General features: G+C 70.9%; 21 protein-coding genes, 2 rRNA genes and 2 riboswitches (1 of these 25 cut by a window edge). Of the genes, 4 read left to right on the plus strand and 19 right to left on the minus strand.

Features of this window, described 5'->3' with window-relative positions; all coding sequences use genetic code 11:
- Window positions 1–46: 46 nt before the first annotated feature.
- Window positions 47–928, minus strand: a complete 882-nt coding sequence (locus tag OG896_RS03300) for an MOSC domain-containing protein (RefSeq protein WP_329362217.1) — start codon at window positions 926–928, stop codon at window positions 47–49.
- The gene (locus tag OG896_RS03305; protein WP_443056919.1) at window positions 925–1,443 is read right to left on the minus strand and encodes an ArsR/SmtB family transcription factor; all 519 of its coding nucleotides are present in this window, start codon (window positions 1,441–1,443) and stop codon (window positions 925–927) included. Before OG896_RS03305 ends, OG896_RS03300 begins: the two co-directional genes overlap by 4 nt.
- A gap of 305 nt (window positions 1,444–1,748) precedes the next feature.
- On the opposite strand from OG896_RS03305, the gene OG896_RS03310 reads away from it, so the two are divergent.
- A complete protein-coding gene (locus OG896_RS03310) occupies window positions 1,749–1,940 on the plus strand; it encodes a DUF1059 domain-containing protein (protein WP_328472514.1) in 192 nt (63 codons plus the stop codon).
- Between the two features lie 216 nt (window positions 1,941–2,156).
- Window positions 2,157–2,984 (plus strand): PhzF family phenazine biosynthesis protein, encoded by an 828-nt coding sequence (locus OG896_RS03315; protein WP_328472512.1) that lies wholly within the window; start codon window positions 2,157–2,159, stop codon window positions 2,982–2,984.
- A 127-nt stretch (window positions 2,985–3,111) separates the two neighbouring features.
- Here the strand turns inward: OG896_RS03315 and OG896_RS03320 are convergent, their stop codons facing one another.
- The 3 genes from OG896_RS03320 to OG896_RS03330 form a co-directional block, all read right to left on the minus strand.
- Window positions 3,112–3,918 (minus strand): CPBP family intramembrane glutamic endopeptidase, encoded by an 807-nt coding sequence (locus OG896_RS03320; RefSeq protein WP_402451995.1) that lies wholly within the window; start codon window positions 3,916–3,918, stop codon window positions 3,112–3,114.
- A gap of 185 nt (window positions 3,919–4,103) precedes the next feature.
- The gene (locus tag OG896_RS03325; protein WP_329362221.1) at window positions 4,104–5,498 is read right to left on the minus strand and encodes a serine hydrolase domain-containing protein; all 1,395 of its coding nucleotides are present in this window, start codon (window positions 5,496–5,498) and stop codon (window positions 4,104–4,106) included.
- A gap of 82 nt (window positions 5,499–5,580) precedes the next feature.
- Window positions 5,581–7,074 (minus strand): glutamate--cysteine ligase, encoded by a 1,494-nt coding sequence (locus OG896_RS03330; RefSeq protein ID WP_329362223.1) that lies wholly within the window; start codon window positions 7,072–7,074, stop codon window positions 5,581–5,583.
- 473 nt (window positions 7,075–7,547) lie between these two features.
- Here OG896_RS03330 and OG896_RS03335 point away from each other — a divergent pair, with 473 nt between their 5' ends.
- On the plus strand, window positions 7,548–8,135 hold the full coding sequence (locus OG896_RS03335; protein WP_328472506.1) for a hypothetical protein: 588 nt from the start codon (window positions 7,548–7,550) through the stop codon (window positions 8,133–8,135).
- A gap of 180 nt (window positions 8,136–8,315) precedes the next feature.
- On the opposite strand, the gene OG896_RS03340 is transcribed toward OG896_RS03335, so the two are convergent.
- Together OG896_RS03340 and gcvP are read right to left on the minus strand one after the other, a co-directional pair.
- Window positions 8,316–8,522, minus strand: a complete 207-nt coding sequence (locus tag OG896_RS03340; protein WP_328472503.1) for a DUF5999 family protein — start codon at window positions 8,520–8,522, stop codon at window positions 8,316–8,318.
- Between the two features lie 261 nt (window positions 8,523–8,783).
- Window positions 8,784–11,669, minus strand: coding sequence for an aminomethyl-transferring glycine dehydrogenase (gene gcvP / locus OG896_RS03345; protein ID WP_329362224.1), 2,886 nt, complete (start codon window positions 11,667–11,669; stop codon window positions 8,784–8,786).
- A 58-nt stretch (window positions 11,670–11,727) separates the two neighbouring features.
- Window positions 11,728–11,854: riboswitch (glycine riboswitch) on the minus strand.
- Window positions 11,855–11,966: riboswitch (glycine riboswitch) on the minus strand.
- A 147-nt stretch (window positions 11,967–12,113) separates the two neighbouring features.
- On the opposite strand from gcvP, the gene OG896_RS03350 reads away from it, so the two are divergent.
- Window positions 12,114–12,485: a PRC-barrel domain-containing protein gene (locus OG896_RS03350; protein WP_329362226.1), complete on the plus strand. Its 372-nt coding sequence runs from the start codon at window positions 12,114–12,116 to the stop codon at window positions 12,483–12,485.
- Here the strand turns inward: OG896_RS03350 and OG896_RS03355 are convergent.
- The 12 genes from OG896_RS03355 to OG896_RS03410 all read right to left on the minus strand — a co-directional run.
- On the minus strand, window positions 12,407–13,951 hold the full coding sequence (locus OG896_RS03355) for a DNA polymerase IV (RefSeq protein ID WP_329362228.1): 1,545 nt from the start codon (window positions 13,949–13,951) through the stop codon (window positions 12,407–12,409). The genes OG896_RS03350 and OG896_RS03355 overlap by 79 nt on opposite strands.
- Window positions 13,952–14,125: 174 nt before the next feature.
- Entirely contained in the window at window positions 14,126–14,728 is a 603-nt protein-coding gene (locus OG896_RS03360) for a MerR family transcriptional regulator (RefSeq protein ID WP_328472495.1), read from the minus strand.
- Between the two features lie 277 nt (window positions 14,729–15,005).
- Window positions 15,006–15,479: a bifunctional nuclease family protein gene (locus tag OG896_RS03365; RefSeq protein ID WP_328472493.1), complete on the minus strand. Its 474-nt coding sequence runs from the start codon at window positions 15,477–15,479 to the stop codon at window positions 15,006–15,008.
- A 189-nt stretch (window positions 15,480–15,668) separates the two neighbouring features.
- Window positions 15,669–16,415 (minus strand): transcriptional regulator FtsR, encoded by a 747-nt coding sequence (ftsR, locus tag OG896_RS03370; protein WP_329362230.1) that lies wholly within the window; start codon window positions 16,413–16,415, stop codon window positions 15,669–15,671.
- Between the two features lie 33 nt (window positions 16,416–16,448).
- A complete protein-coding gene (locus tag OG896_RS03375; RefSeq protein ID WP_329373649.1) occupies window positions 16,449–17,294 on the minus strand; it encodes an FHA domain-containing protein in 846 nt (281 codons plus the stop codon).
- Window positions 17,295–17,358: 64 nt separating this feature from the next.
- Window positions 17,359–18,297, minus strand: coding sequence for a DUF881 domain-containing protein (locus OG896_RS03380; RefSeq protein WP_329362232.1), 939 nt, complete (start codon window positions 18,295–18,297; stop codon window positions 17,359–17,361).
- A gap of 7 nt (window positions 18,298–18,304) precedes the next feature.
- Window positions 18,305–18,637: a small basic family protein gene (locus OG896_RS03385; protein ID WP_202237672.1), complete on the minus strand. Its 333-nt coding sequence runs from the start codon at window positions 18,635–18,637 to the stop codon at window positions 18,305–18,307.
- A gap of 3 nt (window positions 18,638–18,640) precedes the next feature.
- Window positions 18,641–19,576 carry a DUF881 domain-containing protein gene (locus tag OG896_RS03390; RefSeq protein WP_329362234.1) on the minus strand — a complete coding sequence of 312 codons (936 nt, stop codon included), beginning with the start codon at window positions 19,574–19,576 and terminating at the stop codon, window positions 18,641–18,643.
- Window positions 19,577–19,862: 286 nt separating this feature from the next.
- The gene (locus tag OG896_RS03395; protein WP_328472483.1) at window positions 19,863–22,358 is read right to left on the minus strand and encodes a mannose-1-phosphate guanyltransferase; all 2,496 of its coding nucleotides are present in this window, start codon (window positions 22,356–22,358) and stop codon (window positions 19,863–19,865) included.
- A gap of 23 nt (window positions 22,359–22,381) precedes the next feature.
- Window positions 22,382–22,990 carry a CDP-alcohol phosphatidyltransferase family protein gene (locus OG896_RS03400; RefSeq protein WP_329362237.1) on the minus strand — a complete coding sequence of 203 codons (609 nt, stop codon included), beginning with the start codon at window positions 22,988–22,990 and terminating at the stop codon, window positions 22,382–22,384.
- Between the two features lie 155 nt (window positions 22,991–23,145).
- Window positions 23,146–23,262: ribosomal RNA gene (gene rrf, locus OG896_RS03405) — 5S ribosomal RNA — on the minus strand.
- A gap of 107 nt (window positions 23,263–23,369) precedes the next feature.
- A 23S ribosomal RNA gene (locus OG896_RS03410) occupies window positions 23,370–25,332 on the minus strand; it runs 1,162 nt beyond the window's last position.

The following is a 25,332-nucleotide window of genomic DNA, read 5'->3' on the forward strand; positions in this document are numbered from 1 at the left end:
TCCACGCTCCTCGCTCCTCGCTCCTCGCTCCTCGCCACTGTGATCGCTAGGGCCCGCCCTCGGGATCTGCGGCGGTCGGCAGGACGGTGAGGCGGTCGCCGACCGCGATCCGGCCCGGGCGCAGCACCCGCGCGTAGACGCCGGCGCAGGGCTGCGGGTCGAACTCGTCCGTCGGTGGCACGCGGTTGTGGGCGGCCGGCACCCGCAGGGCGTCGGGGTCACGCGGCAGCGTGCCGTGCTCCAGGGTGGGGATCGCGCAGCGCGGGCTGCGGGCGATGACGCGCAGCGTGAGCCGGGCGCCGATCCGCAGGTCGTGGCCGACCCAGTCGTTCTCGACGAACCCGGAGCCCGCGGTGTCGATGACGACGTTCGGCCGGTAGCGCTCCACCTCCACCGTGCCGCGCGGGCTGGACTCGGCGATCCGCCGCAGCGTCGACGACGTGATCAGGTGCAGCGGGGCGAAGTCGAAGAAGGTGCCCTCGGGTGCGGCGCCGCCCAGCCGGCCCACTTCCACCGCGACCTCCGCGCGGACGCCGTCGCGCAGCACCTCCTCGGGGCGCGCCCGGTCGAGTTCGGCGTCGGCGGGCGGCCGCCCGGTCAGGGCCACCGGCTGGTCGAGAAGCGCGGAGAGCCGCTCGTCCACGTCGGCGTCGGTGCTCCACACCGCCTTGCCGTCCGGGAGCCCGATCCGTACCGCCGCCGGCGTGGCGTGGGCGGTGAGCTTGAGCAGCCGCCGCCACATCCTCGGGTTCTTCGCGCTGGCGACCTTGCCGGTCTCCCGGTGCAGCAGGGCGAGTTGACGGTCGTACGGCAGCCCGCGCTCGGTCACGTCGGCCGCGACGACCGCCTCGCCCAGCATCGACTTCACCGGGTAGCGGAGCAGCTCCCTTACCGTGGCGCCCTCCGCGCCCGGTGCCGGCGGCTTCACCGCTCAGCGTCCGAAGCCCCGGGCAGCAGCGGGAACAGCCGGCTGACGAACGCCACCGGGCGCGCGTCGGCCGGGCGCGCCAGGACGTCGTGGTCCCGGTGCCGGTAGCCGTCGAGCGTCGCCCGTACCGCCGCGGCGACGGCCCGCGACTCCTGCGGGGTGAGGTGCACGACGGTGCTGAACGCCTCGTCCGCCCGCCACTCCCGCGGCGCCTGGTCGCGCTGGGCCAGCCAGCGCCGGTGGCTCTCGTCCTCCAGCCCGCGGGCGAGTACGCCGAACTCGTCGCTCCGCGCGGGTTCGTCCGGTACGGGCTCGGGCTCCCGCGGCCGCTCCCAGCGCAACCGCCACGGCCGGGCCCGGCCGCCGGAGTGCGGCGCCTCCTCGATCAGCCCGTGCCGGGCGAGCTGCCGCAGATGGAAGGAGCACAGTCCGGAACTCTCGCCGAGCCGCGCGGCCGCCTCGGTGGACGTCACCGTGCCGCCGTCGGCGAGCAGGTCGAGCAGGGCGACGCGCACGGGGTGAACAGGCAGCTGCTCGGGCGCGCGCGGCCTCTCCCCCCGCGGCTCGGGCGGGGCGGGCAGAGCAGGCGGCGGTATGGACGCGGGTACGGGCTTCTCCTCGGTCACTGTGCAGAAGCTGCCCCTTTGCAAAGCGCCCCGTCAAGTGCGCCCCGTCAGGTGCGCCCCGTCAACTGCGTGCGGCCGGCTGCGTTCCGTCGACTGCCGCGTTCCCTCGCGGGCCGTCCACCGCCACCACTGCCACCGCGCCACCGGACATCGCTCGGACGGCGGATCTATCCTGGACAGTGAGGAGGTACACGATGCGCAAAGTAGCCGACTGCCGTGACTTCCCGAGCGAGTCGAACTGCACCCTCGCCATTTCCGGCGAGGAGGACGAGGTCGTCCGCGCCGCGACCGAACACGCGGTGTCCGTGCACGGCCACGACGACAGCCCGGAGATGCGCGAGCAGATCCGCGGCATGCTCAAGGACGAGGTCCCGCAGCACGCCTGAACCCCGGCAGCCGGGACACACAGGCCCGGCTGCCTCCACCCCCGCCGCCCCGCGGTGTGACCGCTCCCCTACGACACCGGCGCACAGCAGGGGCGGCGGCTGCGGTGTGCGGCTACGAACCCTGCCGGACCTGGCCTTACGCCACCCGGCCCGATCACCGCCCGATCGTCTTCCCGCCCGCTGCTGCCCGTGGCCGCGCTCCCGTACCCTCTCGGCATGCGTATCCGAATCGTCGACGCGTTCACCGACCGCCCGTTCACCGGAAACCCGGCGGGCGTGCTGCTGCTCGGGGCGGACGGCTTCCCCTCCGACGGCTGGCTCCAGCGGGTCGCCGCCGAGCTGAACCTCTCCGAGACGGCGTTCGCGCATCCGCTTCCCCCGGGCGGCGACGACGGCGCGACCTGGGCGCTGCGCTGGTTCACCCCCGCCACCGAGGTGCGGCTGTGCGGGCACGCCACCCTCGCCACCGCGCATGTGCTGCGTACCACCGGGGAGGCGCAGGGCACCGTCGGTTTCCGTACCAAGGCCGGGGTGCTGGCGGCGACGGCCGACGGCGACGGCACGATCACCCTGGACTTCCCGGCCGCGCCGCTCACCCCGGAGAAGGCGCCGGCCGGCCTCGCCGCGGCGCTCGGCGCCGAGCCGCTGACCGTGCTGGACACCGGCCCGGACTGCGGCGACCTGCTGGTGGAAGTGGCCGACGAGGCGGCGGTCCGCGCGCTCGCCCCGGACTTCAAGGCCCTGGCCGCGCTGTCCCGGCGCGGGGTGATCGCCACCGCGGCCGCCGCCGACCCGGCCGGCGGCTACGACTTCGTCTCGCGCGGCTTCTTCCCGGCGGTCGGCATCGACGAGGACCCGGTCACCGGCAGCGCGCACACCGCCCTCGCGCCGTTCTGGTCGGCCCGGCTGGGCCGCGACGCGCTGACCGGATACCAGGCGTCGGCCCGCGGCGGGCTCGTCGCGACCCGGCTGCGGGACGACCGGGTCGAACTGACCGGCGCGGCCGTGACCGTGGTGGACGGCGAGCTGCACGCGGTGCCGTGACACGCGCGCACGTACGTCACGGGCGCGTACGTCACATTCGTGGACGCCGAAACCGGGTGCGCCACAGCCACGCGCGTCACAGCCGCGCGCGTCACGGCGGGGCAGTGGGGCGCCGGGGCGGTGGCGCTCACCCGGTGGGCAGCCAGCCCACCTTCCCGGCGAGCAGCGCGTACCCGACGAAGGCGACCGTGTCGATGAGCGAGTGCGCGGCCACCAGCGGGCCGACCCGGCCCCACCGGCGGTAGAGCAGCACGAACACCACGCCCATCGCCATGTTGCCGACCATGCCGCCGATGCCCTGGTACAGGTGGTACGACCCGCGCAGCACCGCACTGGCGGCGAGCGCGGCGATCGGCGACCACTTCAACTGGTCGAGCCGGCGCAGCAGATAGCCGACCACGATGACTTCTTCGAGGACCGCGTTCTGCACCGCGGAGGCGATCAGCACCGGGATGCGCCACCACACGTCCGGCAGCGACTCGGGCACCACCGTGAGGTTGAACCCGGCGCCCCGCGCGCCCAGGTAGAAGGCCAGCCCGGTGCCGCCGATCACCGCGGCGACCAGCGCGCCCCAGGCCAGGTCCCGGCGCGGCCGGGTGAGGTCGAAGCCGATCGCGGGCATCCCGACCCGCTCGCGCGCCAGCAGGTGCGCGACCAGCGCGACCGGGGCCAGCGCGGTGGCGATCGAGAAGACCTGCCAGGCCAGGTCGAGCCAGGGGCGGCCGGGGGCCTGCGAACCGACCAGCGTCGCGGCCTGGTTCTTCAGCGCGCCCGGCCGCGTCACCGAGCCGATGAAGCTGATCACCGCGGACACCCCGCTGGCACCGAGCGACAGTGCCAGCACGATCAGCGTCTCGCTGCGCAGCGTCCGCTCCTCGAACGGCAACTGCCGCTGCTCCGGCTGCCCGGCCTGTGCCTGTGCCTCTGCCTGCACGCGGTCCTCCCGTGTCGTCGCGGACACGATACGAAGATCCCGCCCGCCGCCCTACCGCCGCACCGCCACGGCCGCCCGCACGGTGTGCGCCGCGCGAGCCTACGCCACGAACCTGGCTGTCGCCCCGTTGACCAGCCCGAAGCGCGCCGACTCGCCGCGCGGCGCCGCCCGCCCCGGCTCCGCGCTCAGACGGCGCGCAGCACGCACGGGTGCACCAGGTACGCGCCCAGCCGTCCTTCCAGGTCGCCGTTCTTGTACGCCACGGCCCGGCCCTCCAGCCGCTCGGGCCCGGCCCGCAGCGCGAGGGCCAGGTGCGGGCTGTTGACCCGGGCGTCGTCGGTGGGCAGTTGCAGCGGCGCGCTCGCGCACAGGTCCCACTGCTCGGAGGCGCCGGCCGGAACGGTGACCGGCGCGCCGCCGGCCAGCCGGATCTCCACCTGGCGGTCGGCGAGGACGCTGATCCGCAGCGTGACGCCGCCCTGCGGAGTGTTGACCTCGCCCGCCCACTCCCCCGGCGCGAGCGTCATCGGGCGGCCCTGATCGGTGACCGGGACGAGGTGCTCGTGGGGGAAGCCGGGCGCCAGGATGCCCATCAGGCGCAGGACGACGGCGTCCCGGGCCGCCTTGCGGGTGGAGTTGGCCAGCACCGCGACCGAGATCTCCCGCTCGGGCAGGTCGATCATCATCGCGGCGATCCCGCCCATGCCGCCGCCGTGGCTGCGGACGACCGGCCCGGGGCCGTGCGAGACGACCCGGCCGAACCCGTAGCCCAGGTGCTCGCCGATCGGCACCGCGTCGTGCATCGCCGCGGCAGTGGCGGGTCGCAGCAGACGGGTGGCCGTCCGGGCGAAGAGTGCCACGTCGGCGGCGCTCGCCCAGCCGGCCCCGGCCGCGGGGTGGTCGCTGAAGCAGGTCGGGTACGCCTCCCCGCCGGCGGAGTAGCGCTCGGCGACGGGCGCCGAGCCGGTGTAGGCGGGCCCGTAGCCGAAAGTGTCCAGGCCCAGCGGTGCGAAGATCCGCTCGCGCAGGTAGTCGCCCTCGCTCCGGCCGGTCGCCGACTCCAGCACCCGGCCCAGTTCGGCGTAGCCGAGGTTGGAGTACTCGAATCCGGTGCCCGGCTCGCGGACGAGGGTGCGGTAGCGGGCGATGTCGATCGGCAGCGGCCCGGCGTCGTAGTGGAAGTTGTAGAACGCCGGGAACCCGCCGCGGTGCCGCAGCAGTTGGCGCGGGGTGGGCGCCGTCCACGGGTAGTCGCCGGGGATCGGGGCGTCGAGGTCCAGCAGGCCCTCGTCGGCGGCCAGGCAGACGGCCGTGGCGGTGACCGCCTTGGTGACGGAGGCCAGCCCGTAGACGGTCTCGGGGGTGGCCGGCCGCCGGGCGGCGACGTCCGCATGACCGTAGGCGCGGGCGAGCACGACCTCGTCGCGTGCCACGACGGCGAGGGAGAGCGACGCGCAGGAGTGGTCGGCCAGCGCCCGCGCGCAGAACTCGTCCAGCCCGTCCAGCACGTCCGACACGTCCGTCGCGCCCGCCGCGTCGAGTACGTCCGGGCCGTTCGGTTCCGTCGCTTCGTTCGGCACCTGACCGCCCCCTTGATCGAATCCGCCGCTCGATCGAAGGGTAATGCGCCACCGCGCCCGGGCCGTCGGGGGGCGGCGCGGCTCAGCCGGGCATCGGCCAGGTGTGGACCGGGGCGCCCTCGGTGGACAGGGCGCGGTAGCGCTGCGTCATGGCGGCGAGCGCGGCCCGGCGGTCCAGGCCGCGGCCGAGGAAGTGGTGGAAGGCGTCGGCCTGCCAGCGGGCGCCGTTGGTACGGAGCCGGCAGCGCTGTTCGATGATGCCGAGGTAGTGGTCGCGGTCGACGGGGTCGATGCCCCAGCCGTCGAGTCCGGCGGCGGCCAGCGGCAGGAGTTCGTCGCGGATCAGGTCGGCCGCGGCGACCTGGGCGAGCGCGGTGCCGCGCGGGCGCGGCCAGTGCAGCACGGCGTCGATGCCGTCGCGGCAGGCGGCGTCGAAGTTCGCGGCGGCGGCGCCGAACGGCAGCCGCTGCCAGATCGGCCGCGGCGCCTCGGCGAGCGCGCGGACCAGGCCGTAGTAGAACGCCGTGTTGGCGATGACGTCGGCGACGGTGGGCCCGGCCGGCATCACCCGGTTCTCCACCCGCAAGTGCGGCACCCCGTCGACGACTTGGTAGACCGGGCGGTTCCAGCGGTAGATCGTGCCGTTGTGCAGGGCCAGTTCGCGCAGCTGGGGCACCCCGCCCTCGTCGAGCACCCGCAGCGGGTCCTCGTCGTCGCAGATCGGCAGCAGCGGCGGGAAGTAGCGCAGGTTCTCCGCGAACAGGTCGGCCACCGAGTCGATCCACCGCTCGCCGAACCAGGTCAACGGCCGTACGCCCTGGGCCCGCAGCTCCTGCGGGCGGGTGTCGGTGGCCTGCTGGAAGAGCAGCGGGCGGGTCTCGCGCCACAGCTCGCGGCCGAAGAGGAACGGCGAGTTCGCGCCGACCGCCACCTGCGGCGCGGAGACCACCTGGGCGGCGTTCCACGCCGGGGCGAAGCGCTCCGGGGTGACCTGGAGGTGCATCTGCGTGGAGGTGCAGGCCGCCTCGGGCGCGATCGAGGCGGAGGTGTAGACGAGGTGCTCGACGCCTTCGATGTCGAGGGTGATGTCCTCGCCGCGCATGGCGAGAATCCGCTCGTTGAGCAGGGTGTAGCGGTCGGCGCGGGAGAGGTTCGCCGAGACCAGGTCCTGGGCCTGGAGGGTGGGCAGGATTCCCACCATCACGATGCCGGCGCCGACCTCCCCGGCCATCCGGTCGGCGTAGCCGAGCCCGGTGCGCAGTTCCTCGGCGAGCCGGTCGAGCACCCGGCCGGAAAGCGGGTGCGGCGCGATGTTCACTTCAATATTGAACTGGGCCAGCTCGGTCTGGAAATCGCGGCTCGCGATGCGCTCCAGCACCTCTTCGTTCATCATGCGGGGCAGTCCCTCGGAATCCGCGAGATTCAATTCGATCTCCAGACCCATGAGATTGCGCGGCCGGTCGAAGCGCCGCTCCGCCAACAGCCTCTCCAGCCCCACCAGGCACTGCTGGAGCTTGTTCCGATACATCCGCCGGTCGGCCAGGTCGAACGCCCCGGCCACGACCTTCTCCCCCATCGAAGCGTCCCTCCTCGCGCGGTCCTCACCGGAGGATGCCCACCCAAATGATCGATAACGCCCACCGGAGCACGGCGTGCACGCTACGCTTGCCGTAGTGACCGGCAGCGGGCATGTTCCCGCGGCACATTCGGCGCAGGGCTCCCGCGTAAAATCGGGGTGAATACCACCGCACGGTTCCGGCCGACCGTACGGGGCGGAAATCAGCGGCATCCGCCCCCTACCCTGCGGGAATGCCGGCCGGACCCCTCGGGAAGAAGGCGGATAACCGCCTTGCGGGTAATACTGGCAGCGAGTAGATGAAACACGGAGCGAACACACGTCGTATAAACTCCGCGCACGAGGCAGAGTATCCGCCGTCGCCGGGCGAGCTTGAGCAGTAACCCTCACCAGGTACTGACCGCGCCGTCCGCTCCTCGCCCGCACCGCTTTGTGCCCGCACCACGTGTCTCCCAGTGAGAGGCGACAACACCATGCCGCTGCTTGTCCCCCCAGCACCCGCACCAGCCCTGTTGAGCGTCCTGGCGGCGCTCAGTTCTCCCACTGCGGTCCTGGAAGCCCGGACCCCCGCCCTGCGCACCGCGGAAGGGCCGCTGGACGCCGAACACCCCCTGCCGGTCCATGTGTTCGAACCGGCGGCGGTTCCCGGTGGCCTGCCCCACGCGCGGCTGGCCGGCTGGCGGTTCCATATCAGGGCGGGGTCCCGGGTGGCCGCGGCGGGCGAGACCGTGGCGACACCTGACGGCTGGGTGTTCTCGCGCTTCTCCGAAGGCCCCTACCTGGCCTCGACCGAGCGGGCGCTGCGCCAGGCGGAGCCGCTGCCGGCCACCTACCAGCCGCACCTGCTGTCGGTGCCGAGCCTGTACATGATGGCGCTGTGGCTGCACTCGGTGCCGAGGGCCGACGCGGCCACCGCCCAGCCGGACCCGGCCGACCTGGTCATCCCGCTGGCGCCCGCGCCGCCGGGGATCGCCTCGCACCGGGTGTACCGGATCGTGGAGCTCGCGCCGCTGCTGAGCGCGTGGCTGGCCCCGCCGCCGCTGGCCGGCTCCCCGGCGTAGGCAGTGCGGGCCGTGCAGGCCGCATAGGGCGCAGAGGCCGTATCCGGCGGCCCGGCATGAGCGAAGCCGGTTCTCCTGGGCACCGAGGCTCAGGGGAACCGGCTGTGTCATGCGCCGGACGGCCGGTCCGACGCCTCGTCGGACGATCCGTGGAACGCCTCGGACGCCTCGCCGGGCGGCTCAGGCGGCCGTGGTGACGCGCGTAGCGACCAGCGGCCGATGCGGTGCGATGATCTGCCCGTCGGGCAGGATCTCGCCGGTGTCCTCGAAGAGCAGCACCCCGTTGCACAGCAGGCTCCAGCCCTGCTCCGGGTGGTGGGCCACGATGAGGGCGGCCTCACGGTCGGCGCTGTCAGCGGTAGGGCACTGCGGCTCGTGCTTGCACATGGTCAATGGTGTCTTTCGCTGCGAGAGGTGAATGGTGCGGTCGGTCGCGTCGCCTGCCTGGTTCATCTCGGTCCCCCGTTCTCGCGCGGCCGGTCCCAGTCTTGCTCCCCGGACGGCATTCCGCAGGTATTTCACGTTCGCGCTACTCATTGGTGCAAGACGCGCCATCCACTCGGCCGGTTGCGGACACACGGCGGCGCCTCCCGGCCGTTTCCCGGTCGGGAGGCGCCGCCGCCCCGCCTGCGCGTCGCCGCGCGCCGATCAGCTCTCGTACGCGTCCAGCGGCGGGCAGGAGCAGACCAGGTTGCGGTCGCCGAACGCCCCATCGATCCGGCGTACCGGCGGCCAGTACTTGTCCGCGGGGTGCACGCCGGCCGGGAAGACGGCCTCCTCACGGCTGTACGGGTGGCTCCAGTCGCCGCTGAGCGCGGCCGCGGTGTGCGGGGCCGAGCGCAGCGGGTTGTCGTCGGCGGGCCACGCGCCGGAGCCGACGCGGTCGATCTCGGCGCGGATCGCGATCATCGCCTCGCAGAACCGGTCCAGTTCGGCGAGGTCCTCGCTCTCGGTGGGCTCGATCATCAGGGTGCCGGCCACCGGGAAGGACATCGTCGGCGCGTGGAAGCCGTAGTCGATCAGCCGCTTGGCGACGTCGTCGACGCTGACACCGGTGTCCTTGGTCAGCGGCCGCAGGTCGATGATGCACTCGTGCGCGACCAGGCCGCCGGGGCCGGTGTAGAGCACCGGGTAGTGCGGCTCCAGCCGCTTGGCGACGTAGTTGGCGCTCAGCACGGCGATCTGGCTGGCCTGCTTCAGCCCCTCGCCGCCCATCAGCCGGACGTAGGTCCAGGAGATCGGGAGAATCCCCGCCGAGCCCCAGGGCGCGGCCGAGACCGGGCCGACACCGGTGGCGGGGCCGGCCTCGGGCTGGAGCGGGTGGTTGGGCAGGTGCGGGGCCAGGTGGGCGCGGACCGCGACCGGGCCGACGCCGGGGCCGCCGCCGCCGTGCGGGATGCAGAACGTCTTGTGCAGGTTCAGGTGGGACACGTCGGCGCCGAACCGGCCCGGGCGGGCCAGGCCGACCAGCGCGTTGAGGTTGGCACCGTCGACGTAGACCTGGCCACCGGCGTCGTGCACGGCCGCGCAGACGTCGGTGATGTGCTCCTCGAACACGCCGTGCGTGGAGGGGTAGGTGACCATCAGCACGGCGAGCCGGTCGCGGTACTGCTCGATCTTCGCGCGCAGGTCGGCGACGTCGACGTCGCCGTCCTGGCTGGTCTTCACCACGACCACGGTCATCCCGGCCATCACCGCGCTGGCGGCGTTGGTGCCGTGCGCGGAGGACGGGATCAGGCAGACCGTACGGTCCAGGTCGCCGTTGGCCCGGTGGTAGGCGCGCACCGCGAGCAGGCCGGCCAGTTCGCCCTGCGACCCGGCGTTGGGCTGGAGGCTGACCTTGTCGTAGCCGGTGATCTCGGCGAGCTGGTCCTCCAGGCCGTGGATCAGGCTGAGGTAGCCCTCGGCCTGGTCGGCGGGCGCGAAGGGGTGCAGGGCGCCGAACTCCGGCCAGGTGACCGGCTCCATCTCGGTGGTCGCGTTGAGCTTCATGGTGCACGAGCCCAGCGGGATCATGCCGCGGTCCAGGGCGTAGTCGCGGTCGGCGAGCCGGCGCAGGTAGCGCAGCATCGAGGTCTCGCTGCGGTGCTGGTGGAAGACCGGGTGGGTGAGGTAGTCGTCGGTGCGCAGCAGGGCGTCGGGCAGCGCGTCGGGGGCGGCGGCGTCGAGCGCGTCGATGTCGCCGGTGGCGCCGAAGGCGGCGAGCACCGAGCTGAGCGCGGCGCGGTCGGTGGTCTCGTCGCAGGCGATGCCGACGTGGTCGGCGTCGGTCAGCCGCAGGTTGACGCCGGCGGCGCGCGCGGCGGCCACGACCTCGGCGGCCCGGCCGGGCACGTGGGCGGTCAGCGTGTCGAAGTACGCGTCCTCGACGAGCTCGACGCCGGCCGCGCGCAGGCCCGCGGCGAGCACCGCGGCGTAGCGGTGGGTGCGGCGCGCGATGGCGGCCAGCCCGTCGGGCCCGTGGTAGACGGCGTACATGCCGGCCATCACGGCGAGCAGCACCTGGGCGGTGCAGATGTTGCTGGTGGCCTTCTCCCGGCGGATGTGCTGCTCGCGGGTCTGGAGCGCCAGCCGGAAGGCGGTGTCGCCGTCGGCGTCGACCGAGACGCCGACGAGCCGGCCGGGCAGGTTGCGGGCGTAGGAGTCGCGGACGGCCATGTAGCCGGCGTGCGGGCCGCCGAAGGCCATCGGGACGCCGAACCGCTGGGTGGTGCCGACCGCGATGTCCGCGCCGAGGTCGCCGGGCGAGGTGAGCAGGGTGAGCGCGAGCAGGTCGGCGGCCACGGTGACGATCGCGCCGAGGTCGTGCGCCTGCTCGATGACCGGCCGCAGGTCGCGGACGGCGCCCGAGGCGCCGGGGTACTGCAGCAGCACGCCGGTGACGCCGCGCTCGGCGACGTCGGCGGGGATGCCGGCCGACAGGTCGGCGGTGACGACCTCGACGCCGGTCGGTTCGGCGCGGGTCCGGATCACCGCGAGGGTCTGCGGGAAGGTGTCGGCGTCGACCAGGAAGACGCCGTTCTTGACCTTGCCGACCCGGCGGGACAGCGCCATCGCCTCGGCGGCCGCGGTGCCCTCGTCCAGCAGGGAGGCCCCGGAGGTGGGCAGGCCGGTGAGGTCGGCGACGACGGTCTGGAAGTTCAGCAGCGCTTCGAGCCGGCCCTGGGAGATCTCCGGCTGGTACGGGGTGTAGGCGGTGTACCAGGCCGGGTTCTCCAGCACGTTGCGCAGGATGACCGGCGGGGTGAAGGTGCCGTAGTAGCCCAGGCCGATCATCGGCGTGAGCACCTGGTTGCGGTCGGCGAGCGCGCGCAGCTCGGCGAGCGCCTCGGCCTCCGTGACGGCGGCGGGCAGACCGAGCGCCTCGGTGCTCTTGATGGTCTCGGGTACGGCGGCGCCCGTCAGTTCGTCCAGCGAGCCGTAGCCGACCTGGGCGAGCATCTTGGCCTGCGCCTCGGCGTCGGGGCCGATGTGGCGGCGGGCGAACGGCCGGCCGGCTTCCAGCTCGGCGAGGGAATTGCGGCGGTCACTCATCTTCGGGGGCCTCCTGGTCTGCAACGACCTTCGGGGGTGCCGCCAAGGCACCCGTACGGCCTCCCCCTCTGTCATCAGAACCTGAGAGCTTCACCGCCCCGGCCCACAGGGCGGCTTTCACCGTCGGTGAGGACGCGCCCGGCGGCCGCGCTGCTTCCGGGACAGGTCCTGCTTTCCAGAGTGACCTCACCCGAGCGGTACGGATGCCTGAGAGATTCCGGGGAGGATTTGCTCCTTCGGCGCCTTCCGCCACCCGCCAGCAGACGGGTTCTTGGAGGACTCTCCCGCACGGGGTCAACGGCCTTCTGCCAGCCTACCAGCGTGATCCGAACACGGATCGGAACAGGTGCCGAGTCGACACCGCCCCTGTTGTGGCTTTGGGTAGGAGTCAGCAGCCGTCGTACGACGGCGGGCCTGGGGTTGGTTGGACTCGTTGGAGGGACCGTGCAGACCGACATCGATCCGCGCAGCCTGATCGGCCGCCGCGCCTTCGACCGTGACGGGACGAGGATCGGCACGGTGGACGAGGTCTACCTCGACGACGCGACCGGCACGCCGGAATGGGCGGCGGTGCGCACCGGCCTGTTCACCCGGGACGCCTTCGTGCCGCTCGGCCCGAGCGAGCTGGACGGCGACAAGCTGCGGGTGCCGTACGAGAAGGCGCTGATCAAGGACGCGCCGGACTTCGGCGTGGGCCGGCACCTCTCGCCCGAGCAGGAGTTGCAGCTCTACCACCACTACGGCATGGACGTGCCGCGGTCGGGGGCGGAGCCGGCGCCTTCCGGGGACTTCGGCGAGCTGGCCGACGACGACTGAGCCGGATCGGCGGGCGGGTCGCTGGCCGCGTCCACGGGCGGGACCGCCGGCCGGTCTGCCGGCGGACCAGCGTCCGGACCTGCGGGCGGACCGGCCGGCGGCGGGTCGTCCGGGTCCGCGGGCATCCGCTGGGCAGCCAGCGGCAGCGGATCGCTGGAACTGAGTTCCGGATCGTCCACGGGGAAGGTGCGCACCCGGCCCGGCACGGCGTCCGAGGGCACCTCGAAGCGCACGGTCACCCGGCCGACCCCGCTGCCCTGCACCCACCCGGCACCGTACGTGGCGTGGGTGACGTCATGGCCCGGCAGCCAGCGGTTCGCCCGCTCGGGGGCCGGCGGGGGGCTGCTGGGCAGCGGCGGCGGGGCGTCGTCCTCCGCCGAGTCGCCGTTCAGCGCCCGCTCGCCCGCGGCCTGGGCGAACAGGTCCTCCTGGGTGAAGTCGGCGAGCCCGGCGACGCCCACCCCGAGCAGCCGTACGCCACCGGTGGTGTCGACGGCCTCGGCGAGCCGGCGGGCGGTCTCGCGCACCACGGCCGGGTCGTCGGTGGGGGCGCGCAGCGTCTCGGAGCGGGTGAGCGTGGAGAAGTCGTACCGCCGGACCTTCACCACGACGGTGCGCCCGGAGCGGCCCGCGCCGCGCAGCCGCTGCACGCAGCGCTCGGCGAGCCGGTCGATCTCGTACCGCACATGGGCGCGGTCGGTCAGGTCGCTGTCGAAGGTGTCCTCGACCGAGATGGACTTGACGTCGCGGTCGGCGACCACCGGGCGGTTGTCGACACCGGCGGCCATCGCGTGCAGGCCCGCGCCATGCGCCTTGCCGAGCAGCCGGACCAGCTCCCCCTCGCCGGCCTGGGCGATCTCGGCGACGGTGAGGATGCCGGCCCTGCGCAGATGCTCGGCCGTGGCGGGTCCGACCCCCGGCAGGGTGCGCACCGGCATCGGGTCGAGCAGCGCCTGCTCGGTGCCGGGTTCGACCACCACCAGGCCGTCGGGCTTGGCCTTCTCCGAGGCGATCTTGGCGAGCAGCTTGGAGCCGGCCAGCCCGACGGAGGCGGTCAGGCCGGTGGCGGCCTTGATGTCGGCGCGCAGGCCCCGGGCCACCGCCCGCGGGTCGTCGGCGTGCTCACCGGCTTCCAGGTCGACGAACGCCTCGTCGACGCTCAGCGGCTCTATCAGCGGTGACGCCTCGCGGAGCAGCGCCATCACGATCTCGCTGACCTGCCGGTAGATGCCGAACCTCGGCGCGAGATACGCCGCGTTGGGGGCGAGCCGGCGGGCGTGCGCCATCGCCATGGCGGAGTGGACGCCGTGCACGCGCGCCTCGTAGGACGCGGTCGACACCACGCCGCGGGGTCCGAGGCCGCCGACCACCACCGGCTTGCCCCGCAGGCTCGGCTTGGACGCCTGCTCGACCGCGGCGAAGAACGCGTCCATGTCCAGGTGGAGGATCGTCGGCGCACTTCTCACACGTCCAAGCGTCCCGCATCCCACCGACATCGGCCGTACATGTGTACGGCGACGGCGGGTCGCAGCCGCGGCCCGGCGGCGGAGCGAGCCACCGCACAGCGCCGCGCGGCCTGGCACGGCACCACACCGCACGACACGCGATGCGAGGTGCGCGCGAAGTGCGCCGGGCCGCGCTCAGACCGCCTTGTTGCGGCGCCGGGCCAGTTCGTCGGCCGGGTTGTGGCCGACCAGGGTCTCGCCGGTGTCCACGCGCTCGCCGTGCATCTCGGACAGCGCGGTCTCCACGTCGCGCCAGACCACGCCGACCGCGATGCCGAAGATGCCCTGGCCGCCCTGGAGCAGTTGGACCACTTCGTCGGGCGAGGTGCATTCGTAGACGGTGGCGCCGTCGCTCATCAGCGTCATCCGGGCCAGCTCGCCCGGGCCGACCGAGCGCAGATGCTGGACGGCGGTGCGGATGTTCTGCAGGGAGACGCCGGTGTCGAGCAGCCGCTTGACGATCTTGAGCACCACGACGTCGGAGAATCCGTACAGCCGCTGGGTGCCCGAGCCGTACGCGGGTCGCACGCTCGGCTCGACCAGGCCGGTCCTGGCCCAGTAGTCGAGCTGGCGGTAGGTGATGCCGGTCGCGGCGCAGGCCGCCGGACCCCGGTAGCCGATCTGCTCGGACGGCGTCTCGGCAGGTGGGCCGCCGTCGGCACCCACCGCGGCCGGGGCGAGCGCCCCTCGGGCCGGATACGGGCCGCCGGTCGCCAAACCGTCGCCGGTACTTCTCACGACGCCCTCCGTCCCTTCGCGTCCGCTGGCCGCGCGCACGTGCCACCGGACTTTCCCTCCTGACGGTAGGCAGTCGTCACACGTGCGTCAACGATCGCCACGCTCGGCACGCCGAGTGAAATTCACCCCAGGAGTGGTTTGATCTGATCGCAGAGCGGGAACGGAATTCCGAATGGCCACATGGCGGCAACATTGCCCCGCCAACTCCCGATCGGGGGCAGGCCGGGACACTCCGCCCGGAACGGCTCCGACGGCCTTTCCGGGCGTTTCCGGCCGGCTACTGGTTGCTGGTCCCGAAGTCCTCGGGCGAGATCTGGTCGAGGAACTCGCGGAACTTCTCCACTTCGTCCTCCTGCTCGTCCGGGATCGCGATCCCCGCGTCGTCCAGCACACCGTCGCTGCCGTAGATCGGCGTCCCGGTGCGCAGCGCGAGCGCTATGGCGTCGGACGGGCGGGCACTGACCTCGACCCCGCCGGCGAAGACCAGCTCCGCGTAGAACACGCCTTCCCTCATGTCGGTGATACGCACCTCCGTCAGCGTCTGTCCCACCGCCTCGAGCACGTCCTTGAAGAGGTCGTGAGTCAGCGGTCGCGCAGGCGTCATGCCCTGCTGCGCGAAGGCGATGGCCGTCGCCTCTCCCGGCCCGATCCAGATGGGCAGGTACCGGTCGCCTCCCACTTCACGCAGGAGCACGATCGGTTGGTTGGAGGGCATTTCGACCCGGACACCCACAACGTCGAGCTCGTTCACACAGCAACCCTAGGCCGTGCCCGCCGGGTTTGGGTAGTCGGGCAGCCGCCAGGTGCCGCCACGCGGCTCACCGGGGAGGGCCGCGAAGGGCCGGACAACCCCGCGGATGCCGCTCCCGGCAGCGGTTCCGGCCACAATCCGGCCGAATTCCGGCGGTGATCCGGACGCCGGATTCCGCCGGATTCGATGTCAGTCCAGCCGGACCCGCAGCGCGGACTGCAGCATCGCCGCGTGCAACCGCACCGACAGCGTGGCCAGCTCCCGCGCGGTGGCCTCGGCGTGTATCCGCGTCTGCGGGTTGCGGTGCCGGCGCAGCGGCGCCACCACCTGCTCGACCAGGCCGGCCTCCCGGTCGGCGGCCGCCTTCACCGCGCGCAGATGGCGCGGCTCGAGACCGAACCGGCCGAGGTCCACGATCAGCCGGCCGACGCTCACCGCGTCGGCCTCGTAGCCGCCGTCGGCGTCGGCCTCCACCAGGCCGTACGACTCCCACTGCGCGAGAGCGTCGCTGTCGGCCCCGGTGGCGGCCAGCAGCTCGTCCCGGCCGATCCGCATCCGCGCGGGCTCCTCGGGCTCCAGGGAGCCGTCCAGCGCCTCACGGGACTCGCCGGGGCGGGGCAGCGCGACCGGCTCGCCACGGTCCCTGGCGTCCAGGTGCTCGCGGATCACCCGCAGGGGCAGGTAGTGGTCGCGCTGCACCCGCAGGACGTACGCGAGCCGGTCGACGTCGGCCGCACCGAACTTCCGGTACCCCGAGGGGGTGCGCTGCGGCTCCACCAGCCCCTCCGCCTCCAGGAAGCGGATCTTGGAGATGGTGACCTCGGGGAACTCGTCCCGCAGCCGGGACAGCACCGCGCCGATGCTCAGCAGGGCGCCGTCCCCTCCGGCGGAGACGATGGCGGTGCCGTCACCGGCACCGCCCGACGTTCGCGGCATGCACACCTTCCCTGGGACCAGGCGGCGGGAGGGTCAGACGCCCGCCTGGCTCGCGTAGAAGACCAGTCGGTACTTGCCGATCTGCACCTCGTCGCCATTGGACAGCTGCACCGCGTCGATCCGCTCCCGGTTGACGTAGGTGCCGTTGAGGCTGCCCACGTCGGAGACGGTGAACACGCCGTCGGCGCCGCGCCGGAACTCGACATGGCGGCGGGAGACGGTCACGTCGTCCAGGAAGATGTCGCTCTGCGGATGCCGGCCGGCGGTGGTCAGCTCGCCGTCCAGCAGGAAGCGGCTGCCGGAGTTCGGCCCCCGCCGCACCACCAGCAGTGCCGACCCCGGGGGCAGCGCGGCCACCGCGGCCTGCGCCTCCGGGGAGAGCGACGGCATCGGGGTCTGACCGGTCGCCTCGGCTTCGTACGCCTCGATGCTGGAGATCGAGATGGTCGAAGTGGTCTCCGAGGGGCGCTCGAAGGGCGCGCCTCCCTGCGTCCCGCGCAACGGCGCGCCGCAGTTGTTGCAGAAGCGACTCGCCTCCGCGTTCCGGTGCCCGCACCTGCCGCAGACCAGCACGCCGTGCTCACCACCCGTGTCCGAGGCCGACGGTTCCCCGAAACCTATGCGGGGGGCCGAACCGTGGTCAACAGGCGCCACGCCGGGCGCGCCCGGAATCTCGCCGCCTTGCTGCGGCGACTCCGCGCGGAACAGCGGACGCTCGGCCCCCTGGCCGGCGTCCCGCGCATCCTCCGCCCCGCTCCGCGGCGCGCGGTGGCGTGCCGTGGCCGGGTCGCCCGACTGGCGGGCGCTCTTGCCGAACAACTTCCCAAACAACTTCACGGGCGATTCCCCTTGAAAGAAGCAGACCCGCCCGTGGGGCAGGACGAACTCTCACTACTCACAGTTTCCACCACTCAGCACCCGGCCAGGTCCCCGACCCCCCGCCTCATTGGGATGACCGAGCGTAGTCAGGCTGCTTCGACGGCCGCAAGGCGTCCACGACGATCTTCTGCGACCTGACCACGCCGGCACTCGCCTGCTCCTTCTCCAACGTCTGCACCACCCCACCGGGGATGTTCAACGCGGGCTCCAGATCGGGCGGGTTGCCGATGACTTTGAAGACGTACGGTTGGGCCAATCGGTGCCCGTCAACGAGCACGGAGTTGGCTCCGTCGGTGAAATAAGTGTCGCTGACGACGCGCACGTTGTTGACCTGGATCGCCTCGGCGCCCGCCGCGCGCAGCTCCTGGACGGTGTCCAGCAGCGAGTCCGCCGCGACCTGGCCGTGCGGGTCCTTGACCGTCAACGTGATCCCCGGGCCCTGGGCGGCCACCGTGCCGGCCAGCACGCCGAGTTGCCGGGCCTTCTCCTGCGTCTGCTTGAGCGCCTCCGCGGCCTGGTCCGAACTGGTCTCCAACTCGCTGCGCTGGTTCTCCAGGCCGTGTTTCTCGTCCTGGAGCCGCTGGCCGCGGTTGTCCAGTTCGGTGAGGATACGGACCAGGTCCTCCTGACGCGCCCCGCGCAACGTGTTGTTGTCGTCACTGGTGGTGCGCACCTGGATGGCCAGGCCGAGGCCCAGCACGAACAGCAGTACCGCGACGATGAGTTGCGCGCGGGTCAGCCGCGGCGGCCACACTCCGGCCACCAGCCGCTGCCGCCCGGTCCGCGGTGCGGTCGCGGGCTCCGAGCCGTCCTCGTGCTCCTGCGCGGGCGCGAAGCCGTCGTCGTGCGCGCGCTCCGGATCACGCTCGGGTCGGTGATCACGCTCGGGCTCGGGTGCGTGCTCGGGCTCGGGTGCGTGCTCGGGCCCGGGTGCGTGCTCGTCGTGGCGCCCACGCTCGTGCCCGTGCTCGGGCTCATGCCGGTGCTTGTGCTCGTTGCTCATCCGTTCGTCACGCCCGGAAGACGTGACGGCGGATGGCGGCGGCGTTGGAGAAGATCCGGATACCGAGGACGACCACCACGCCGGTGGACAACTGCGCGCCGACGCCGAGCTTGTCGCCCAGGAAGACGATCAACGCGGCCACCACCACGTTGGACAGGAAGGAGACCACGAAGACCTTGTCGTCGAAGATCCCGTCGAGCATGGCCCGCAGCCCGCCGAAGACGGCGTCGAGCGCGGCCACGACGGCGATCGGCAGATACGGCTCGACGCCCGAGGGCACCACCGGGCGCACCACGAGTCCGACCACGACCCCCACGACGAGGCCAAGTACGGCGATCACTTCTCAACCCTTCCCGTTCGACGGCGTCTTCGGTGGCGTCGTGGGCACGTCGGGTGTGGCGTACCGCAGGATCAGCGAGGGCGCGGCGGGCAGTCGGAGATCGCTCTGCACGCCGATGCTCGACCTGATGCCGTAGTTCGTCACCAACACGTGCAGGTACTCCCCGTCGGCGCTGTTCTGGAATGCCGTGCTCAACCGCTTCCCGTCCCCGATCGCCAGCACCGTGTACGGCGGCACCAGCGGCTTGTTGTCGACCAGTATGGCGTCCCCCGCGGCCCGGATCGCCGACAGCGCCGTCAGCCGCTCGCCGTTGACCGAGATCGCCTCGGCGCCGGAGGCCCACAGACCGTTCACCACTTGCTGCATGTCGCGGTCGCGGACCCGCCCGGTGTCGGAGAAGCCACTGCTCTCCCGCGGGCCGCCAGTGCCCCCTTCAGAGGCTTCCTTGGCGTCATTGACGACCAGCTTGACCCCCGGGCCGTGCACCGGTGTGGCGGCGGCGAGCAGTTCGACGAGGCGATCGCCGTCTCCACCGGGCTGCTTGAGCGCGGCCTGCTGCTCCGCGGAGACGGTGTCCCGCAGCGAGTCGACGTTCTTCTGCAGGGCGTCGGCGCTCTTGGTCTCGGTCTGGATACGGTCGATGAGGTTCTGCCGCTCCTTGGCCACGGTGGGCGCCGAGACCCGCGCCTGGGCCGCACCGAGCGTCACCACGAGCGCGGCGAGCACCAGCCCGGCCGCCAGCCCCAACTTGCCGCCCAGCGCCTTCGGCAGCCGCGAGGTACCGACCTGCCCGCGCCGGGCCGCGGCCTCCGCGTAACCGTCGTCGAGGCTGTGCTCCATGATGTTCGTCAGCAGCGACATGGACGCGTCCAGGCGTCGCGGAGCGGCCCCGGGCGCGGGGCTGCTCCGTTCGGGTGGCTGCTGCGGCATGCCGCACATCGTCGCACGTCGGGACGCCCGCTCCCGAACGGGCCCCTCCCGACGCGCGGTTCGCCCGGTGCGACCGATTCCGGCGGGTAGCACGGCGGATTCTGTCGGCAACCGATCGTTTGCCGACCGGTCGCCGACCGACACTTGATCGGTCGGCGACCGGTCGGTGGTCGGTCCACGACCGGTCGGTGTCCGGCCGGCAACCGGCGAACGGCGGTCCGGCCGCGGCCGGACCGCCGTTCAGCGGTGGATCGACGAAACGACGAGTCGACGAATCCACCCGGCCGTCCGCGGATCAGCGGCCGGCGCTCTCCACCACCTCGGACCACTCGTCCAGCAGTGCCTGCGCGGAGGCGTCGTCGGGACCCTCGGCCCACAGGTGCGTGACGGCCTCGGCGGGGTCGGGCAGCACCATCACCCACCGGCCGTCGGACTCCACCACCCGCACACCGTCGGTGGTGTCCACCGACCGGTCGCCTGCCTCCTCGACCACCCGGCGCATCACCGAGCCCTTCACCGCCCACGGCGTCGGCACATCCCGCTTCAGCACATGCGCCTTGGGGATACGGGCGTCGATCTGGCTCAGCGTGAGCTGCGTCCTGGCGACCAGGCCGATCAGCCGTACGAACGCCGCCGAACCGTCGAAGACGCTGCTGAACTCGGGCACGATGTAGCCGCCGCGCCCGTCGCCGCCGAAGATCGTGCCCTCTTCCCGGCCGACCCTGGTCAGGTCGTCCGGCGACGTGGTCGTCCACGTCACCTGGGTGCCGTGGTACGCGGCGACCTGCTCGCCGATCCGGGTCGTGGTCACCGGCAGCGCCACCCGGCCGCTGCGCCGCTCCGCCGCGACGAGGTCGAGCAGCACCAGCAGCGCCCGGTCGTCCTCCACGATCCGGCCCCGCTCGTCGACCAGCGACATCCGCTCGCCGACAGGGTCGAACCGCACCCCGAACGCGGCCCGCGCCGAGGAGACGATCTCGCCGAGCCGGACCAGCCCGGCCCGGCGGCTCTGCTCGGTCTCGGTCGGCCGCGCCTCGTCGAGACCGGGGTTGATGGTCAGCGCGTCCACGCCCAGCCGGCCGAGCAGGCTCGGCAGCACCAGGCCCGCACTGCCGTTGGCCGCGTCCACCACGACCTTCAGCCCGGCGTCGGCGATCCCGGTGATGTCCACGGCCCGCAGCAGCGCGCCGGTGTACGAGTCGAAGACCGTCGCGGGGAAGGTCAGGTCACCGATCTCGCCCGGGAACGCCCTGCGGTACTCCTGACGCGAGAACACCCGGTCGAGCTTGCGCTGCCCCGCCCCGGACAGGTCGGCGCCGCGCTCGTCGAAGAACATGATGTCCAGCGAGTCGGGCCGCCCCGGACTGGTCCTGATCATGATGCCGCCCGCGCTGCCGCGCGCGGTCTGCTGCCGGGCCACCGGCATCGGCACGTTCTCCAGGTCGCGGACGTCGATCGCGCTGGCCTGGAGCGCCGAGATCACCGCCCGCTTCAGCGCGCGAGCGCCACGGGAGTGGTCGCGCGCCGTGGTGACCGTCGCGCCCTTCTTCAGCGTCGTCGCGTACGCGCCCGCGAGTCGTACCGCCAGCTCCGGGGTGATCTCCACGTTCAGGATGCCGGAGACGCCGCGGGCGCCGAACAGGTGCGCCTGGCCGCGGGACTCCCAGATCACCGAGGTGTTGACGAACGCGCCCGCCTCGACGGTCTTGAACGGGTACACCCGGACGGTGCCCGCGATGATCGACTCCTCGCCGATCAGGCACTCGTCGCCGATGACCGCGCCCTCGTCGATCCGGGCGGCGCGCATCACGTCGGTGTTCTTCCCGATGACGCAGCCGCGCAGGTTCGTCTGCGGACCGACGTACACGTTGTCCGCGATCACCGCCTTGTGCAGGAACGCCCCGGTCTTCACCACGACGTTGGAGCCGATGACGCTGTGCTCGCGGATCTCCGCGCCGGCCTCCACCTTCGCGTAGTCGCCGATGTAGAGCGGTCCGCGCAGTATCGCGTCGGGGTGGACCTCCGCGCCTTCGGCGACCCACACGCCGGGCGAGATCTCGAAGCCGTCGATGTCGACGTCGACCTTGCCCTCCAGGACGTCCGCCTGGGCCTTCACGTAGCTCTCGTGCGTGCCGACGTCCTCCCAGTAACCCTCGGCGACAAAGCCGTAGACCGGCTTTCCCTCCTTCATGAGTTGCGGGAAGACATCGCCGGACCAGTCGACGGACACGTCGGCCTCGACGTAGTCGAACACCTCCGGCTCCATCACGTAGATGCCGGTGTTCACCGTGTCGGAGAAGACCTGGCCCCAGGTCGGCTTCTCCAGGAAGCGCTCGACCTTGCCGTCGTCGTCGATGATGGTGATTCCGAACTCCAGCGGGTTCGGCACCCGGGTCAGGCACACCGTGACCAGTGCGCCCTTCTCCTTGTGGAACTCGATGAGCTCGGTCAGATCGAAGTCCGTGAGCGCGTCGCCCGAGATCACCAGGAAGGCGTCGTCCTTGAGCGCCTCCTCCGCGTTCTTGACGCTGCCCGCCGTCCCCAACGGTTTTTCCTCGTTGGCGTAGGAAAGCTCCATGCCCATTTCCTCGCCGTCCCCGAAGTAATTCTTCACGAGGGACGCGAGGAACTGCACCGTGACCACTGTCTCGGTGAGGCCATGTCGCTTGAGCAGATTGAGAACGTGCTGCATGATGGGGCGATTCACCACCGGCAGCAGCGGTTTCGGCATGCTCGATGTCATTGGGCGAAGGCGTGTGCCCTCGCCGCCGGCCATTACAACCGCCTTCATGTCGGAAACGTCCTCCTCTTGACTCAGCCAGCCGTGGCGTCCGCCCTGACAAGTCGCCGGACCTGCACCACATAGAGGAACCCTGCCCACCAGTACAGGGTTGTACCCCAACCCGCGAACGCCCAGCCGAAAACAGTCGCCAGGTTCGCGAGCCATCCGCTCCCGTCGCTCAACAGCAGCAGCGGAAAGGCGTACATGAGGTTGAAGGTAGCCGCTTTCCCGATGAAGTTCACCTGGGGTGGGCCGTAGCGGTGCCTCCGCAGAATCAGCAGCATCACCGCCATCATGACCTCACGGGCCAGCAGCAGCACGGTGATCCACAGCGGCAGGATGCCGCGCCAGGTCAGGCCCACCAGGGTGGTCAGCACATACAGCCGGTCCGCGGCCGGGTCCAGCACCCGACCCAGCTCGCTGATCTGATTCCAGCGCCGGGCCAGCTTGCCGTCCAGGTAGTCGCTCACGCCGCTGAAGGCGAGCACCAGCAGAGCCCAGCCGTCGACCTTCGGCCCGCCGAACTCGGGCCACAGAATCAGCCACAGGAACACCGGAACGCCGACCAGGCGCGCCATACTCAGGATGTTGGGGATCGTGAAGATCCGATCCGTTTGCACCCGTGTCTCCTGGACCTCCACCGGGGCCCCTCCTGCTGTATGTGCGTGTACGTGTGTGCCGGCCCGCGCCGGCGGACCGTTGTACGTGCGGACGTTGCGGGCCGACTCTACCCCAGGCACACAAATGGCAAAGGCCCGGCCTCGGATACATGATCCGAGGCCGGGCCCCAATATTTGTTCGGCGGTGTCCTACTCTCCCACAGGGTCCCCCCTGCAGTACCATCGGCGCTGAAAGGCTTAGCTTCCGGGTTCGGAATGTAACCGGGCGTTTCCCTAACGCTATGACCACCGAAACACTATGAAACTGTCCCACACACCACACACCAACCCAGCTCCATAAAAGAACCGGGGGTGTGTGGTTGCTGGTTGTTTCAGAACTACACAGTGGACGCGAGCACACATGGACAAGCCCTCGGCCTATTAGTACCGGTCAGCTCCACCCCTCACGAGGCTTCCACATCCGGCCTATCAACCCAGTCGTCTACTGGGAGCCTTACCCCATCAAGTGGGTGGGAGCCCTCATCTCGAAGCAGGCTTCCCGCTTAGATGCTTTCAGCGGTTATCCCTCCCGAACGTAGCCAACCAGCCGTGCCCTTGGCAGGACAACTGGCACACCAGAGGTTCGTCCGTCCCGGTCCTCTCGTACTAGGGACAGCCCTTCTCAAGACTCCAACGCGCGCAGCGGATAGGGACCGAACTGTCTCACGACGTTCTAAACCCAGCTCGCGTACCGCTTTAATGGGCGAACAGCCCAACCCTTGGGACCGACTCCAGCCCCAGGATGCGACGAGCCGACATCGAGGTGCCAAACCATCCCGTCGATATGGACTCTTGGGGAAGATCAGCCTGTTATCCCCGGGGTACCTTTTATCCGTTGAGCGACGGCGCTTCCACAAGCCACCGCCGGATCACTAGTCCCTACTTTCGTACCTGCTCGACCCGTCAGTCTCACAGTCAAGCTCCCTTGTGCACTTACACTCAACACCTGATTGCCAACCAGGCTGAGGGAACCTTTGGGCGCCTCCGTTACCCTTTAGGAGGCAACCGCCCCAGTTAAACTACCCACCAGACACTGTCCCCGATCCGGATCACGGACCGAGGTTAGACATCCAGCACGACCAGAGTGGTATTTCAACGACGACTCCACCACGGCTGGCGCCGCGATATCAAAGTCTCCCACCTATCCTACACAAGCCGAACCGAACACCAATATCAAGCTATAGTAAAGGTCCCGGGGTCTTTCCGTCCTGCTGCGCGAAACGAGCATCTTTACTCGTAGTGCAATTTCACCGGGCCTATGGTTGAGACAGTCGAGAAGTCGTTACGCCATTCGTGCAGGTCGGAACTTACCCGACAAGGAATTTCGCTACCTTAGGATGGTTATAGTTACCACCGCCGTTTACTGGCGCTTAAGTTCTCAGCTTCGCCACACCGAAATGTGACTAACCGGTCCCCTTAACGTTCCAGCACCGGGCAGGCGTCAGTCCGTATACATCGCCTTACGGCTTCGCACGGACCTGTGTTTTTAGTAAACAGTCGCTTCTCGCTGGTCTCTGCGGCCACCCCCAGCTCACACCGTAAAGATGATCACCAGAAGTGGCCCCCCTTCTCCCGAAGTTACGGGGGCATTTTGCCGAGTTCCTTAACCATAGTTCACCCGAACGCCTCGGTATTCTCTACCTGACCACCTGAGTCGGTTTAGGGTACGGGCCGCCATGAAACTCGCTAGAGGCTTTTCTCGACAGCATAGGATCATCCACTTCACCACAATCGGCTCGGCATCAGGTCTCAGACTTCATGTGTGACGGATTTACCTACCACACGTCCTACACCCTTACCCCGGGACAACCACCGCCCGGGCTGGACTACCTTCCTGCGTCACCCCATCGCTTACCTACTACAAGTCCGGTTCAGCGGCTCCACCACTCCCCCTCACTCCGAAGAGATCAGAGGCGGCTTCACGGCCTTAGCATCGCTCGGTTCAGTACTGGGCGTTTCAAAGCGGGTACCGGAATATCAACCGGTTGTCCATCGACTACGCCTGTCGGCCTCGCCTTAGGTCCCGACTTACCCTGGGCAGATCAGCTTGACCCAGGAACCCTTAGTCAATCGGCGCAAGAGTTTCCCACTCTTGTATCGCTACTCATGCCTGCATTCTCACTCGTGAACCATCCACCACTCGCTTACGCGGCGGCTTCACCCGGCACACGACGCTCCCCTACCCATCACAGCGGGCGTTGGCCCTCATGCTGCAATGACACGACTTCGGCGGTACGCTTGAGCCCCGCTACATTGTCGGCGCGGAATCACTTGACCAGTGAGCTATTACGCACTCTTTCAAGGGTGGCTGCTTCTAAGCCAAC

The sequence above is a fragment of the Streptomyces sp. NBC_00669 genome (assembly GCF_036226785.1).
GTDB lineage: Bacteria > Actinomycetota > Actinomycetes > Streptomycetales > Streptomycetaceae > Actinacidiphila.

Bases quoted from the DNA above. Each gene is read 5' to 3' on its own strand.
- OG896_RS03310 (WP_328472514.1), top strand. From the start codon at position 1,749: ATGCGCAAAGTAGCCGACTGCCGTGACTTCCCGAGCGAGTCGAACTGC.
- OG896_RS03315 (WP_328472512.1), top strand. From the start codon at position 2,157: ATGCGTATCCGAATCGTCGACGCGTTCACCGACCGCCCGTTCACCGGA.
- OG896_RS03330 (WP_329362223.1), bottom strand. From the start codon at position 7,074: ATGGGGGAGAAGGTCGTGGCCGGGGCGTTCGACCTGGCCGACCGGCGG.
- OG896_RS03335 (WP_328472506.1), top strand. From the start codon at position 7,548: ATGCCGCTGCTTGTCCCCCCAGCACCCGCACCAGCCCTGTTGAGCGTC.
- OG896_RS03340 (WP_328472503.1), bottom strand. From the start codon at position 8,522: ATGTGCAAGCACGAGCCGCAGTGCCCTACCGCTGACAGCGCCGACCGT.
- gcvP (WP_329362224.1), bottom strand. From the start codon at position 11,669: ATGAGTGACCGCCGCAATTCCCTCGCCGAGCTGGAAGCCGGCCGGCCG.
- ftsR (WP_329362230.1), bottom strand. From the start codon at position 16,415: ATGCCGCGAACGTCGGGCGGTGCCGGTGACGGCACCGCCATCGTCTCC.
- OG896_RS03380 (WP_329362232.1), bottom strand. From the start codon at position 18,297: ATGAGCAACGAGCACAAGCACCGGCATGAGCCCGAGCACGGGCACGAG.
- OG896_RS03390 (WP_329362234.1), bottom strand. From the start codon at position 19,576: ATGTGCGGCATGCCGCAGCAGCCACCCGAACGGAGCAGCCCCGCGCCC.
- OG896_RS03395 (WP_328472483.1), bottom strand. From the start codon at position 22,358: ATGAAGGCGGTTGTAATGGCCGGCGGCGAGGGCACACGCCTTCGCCCA.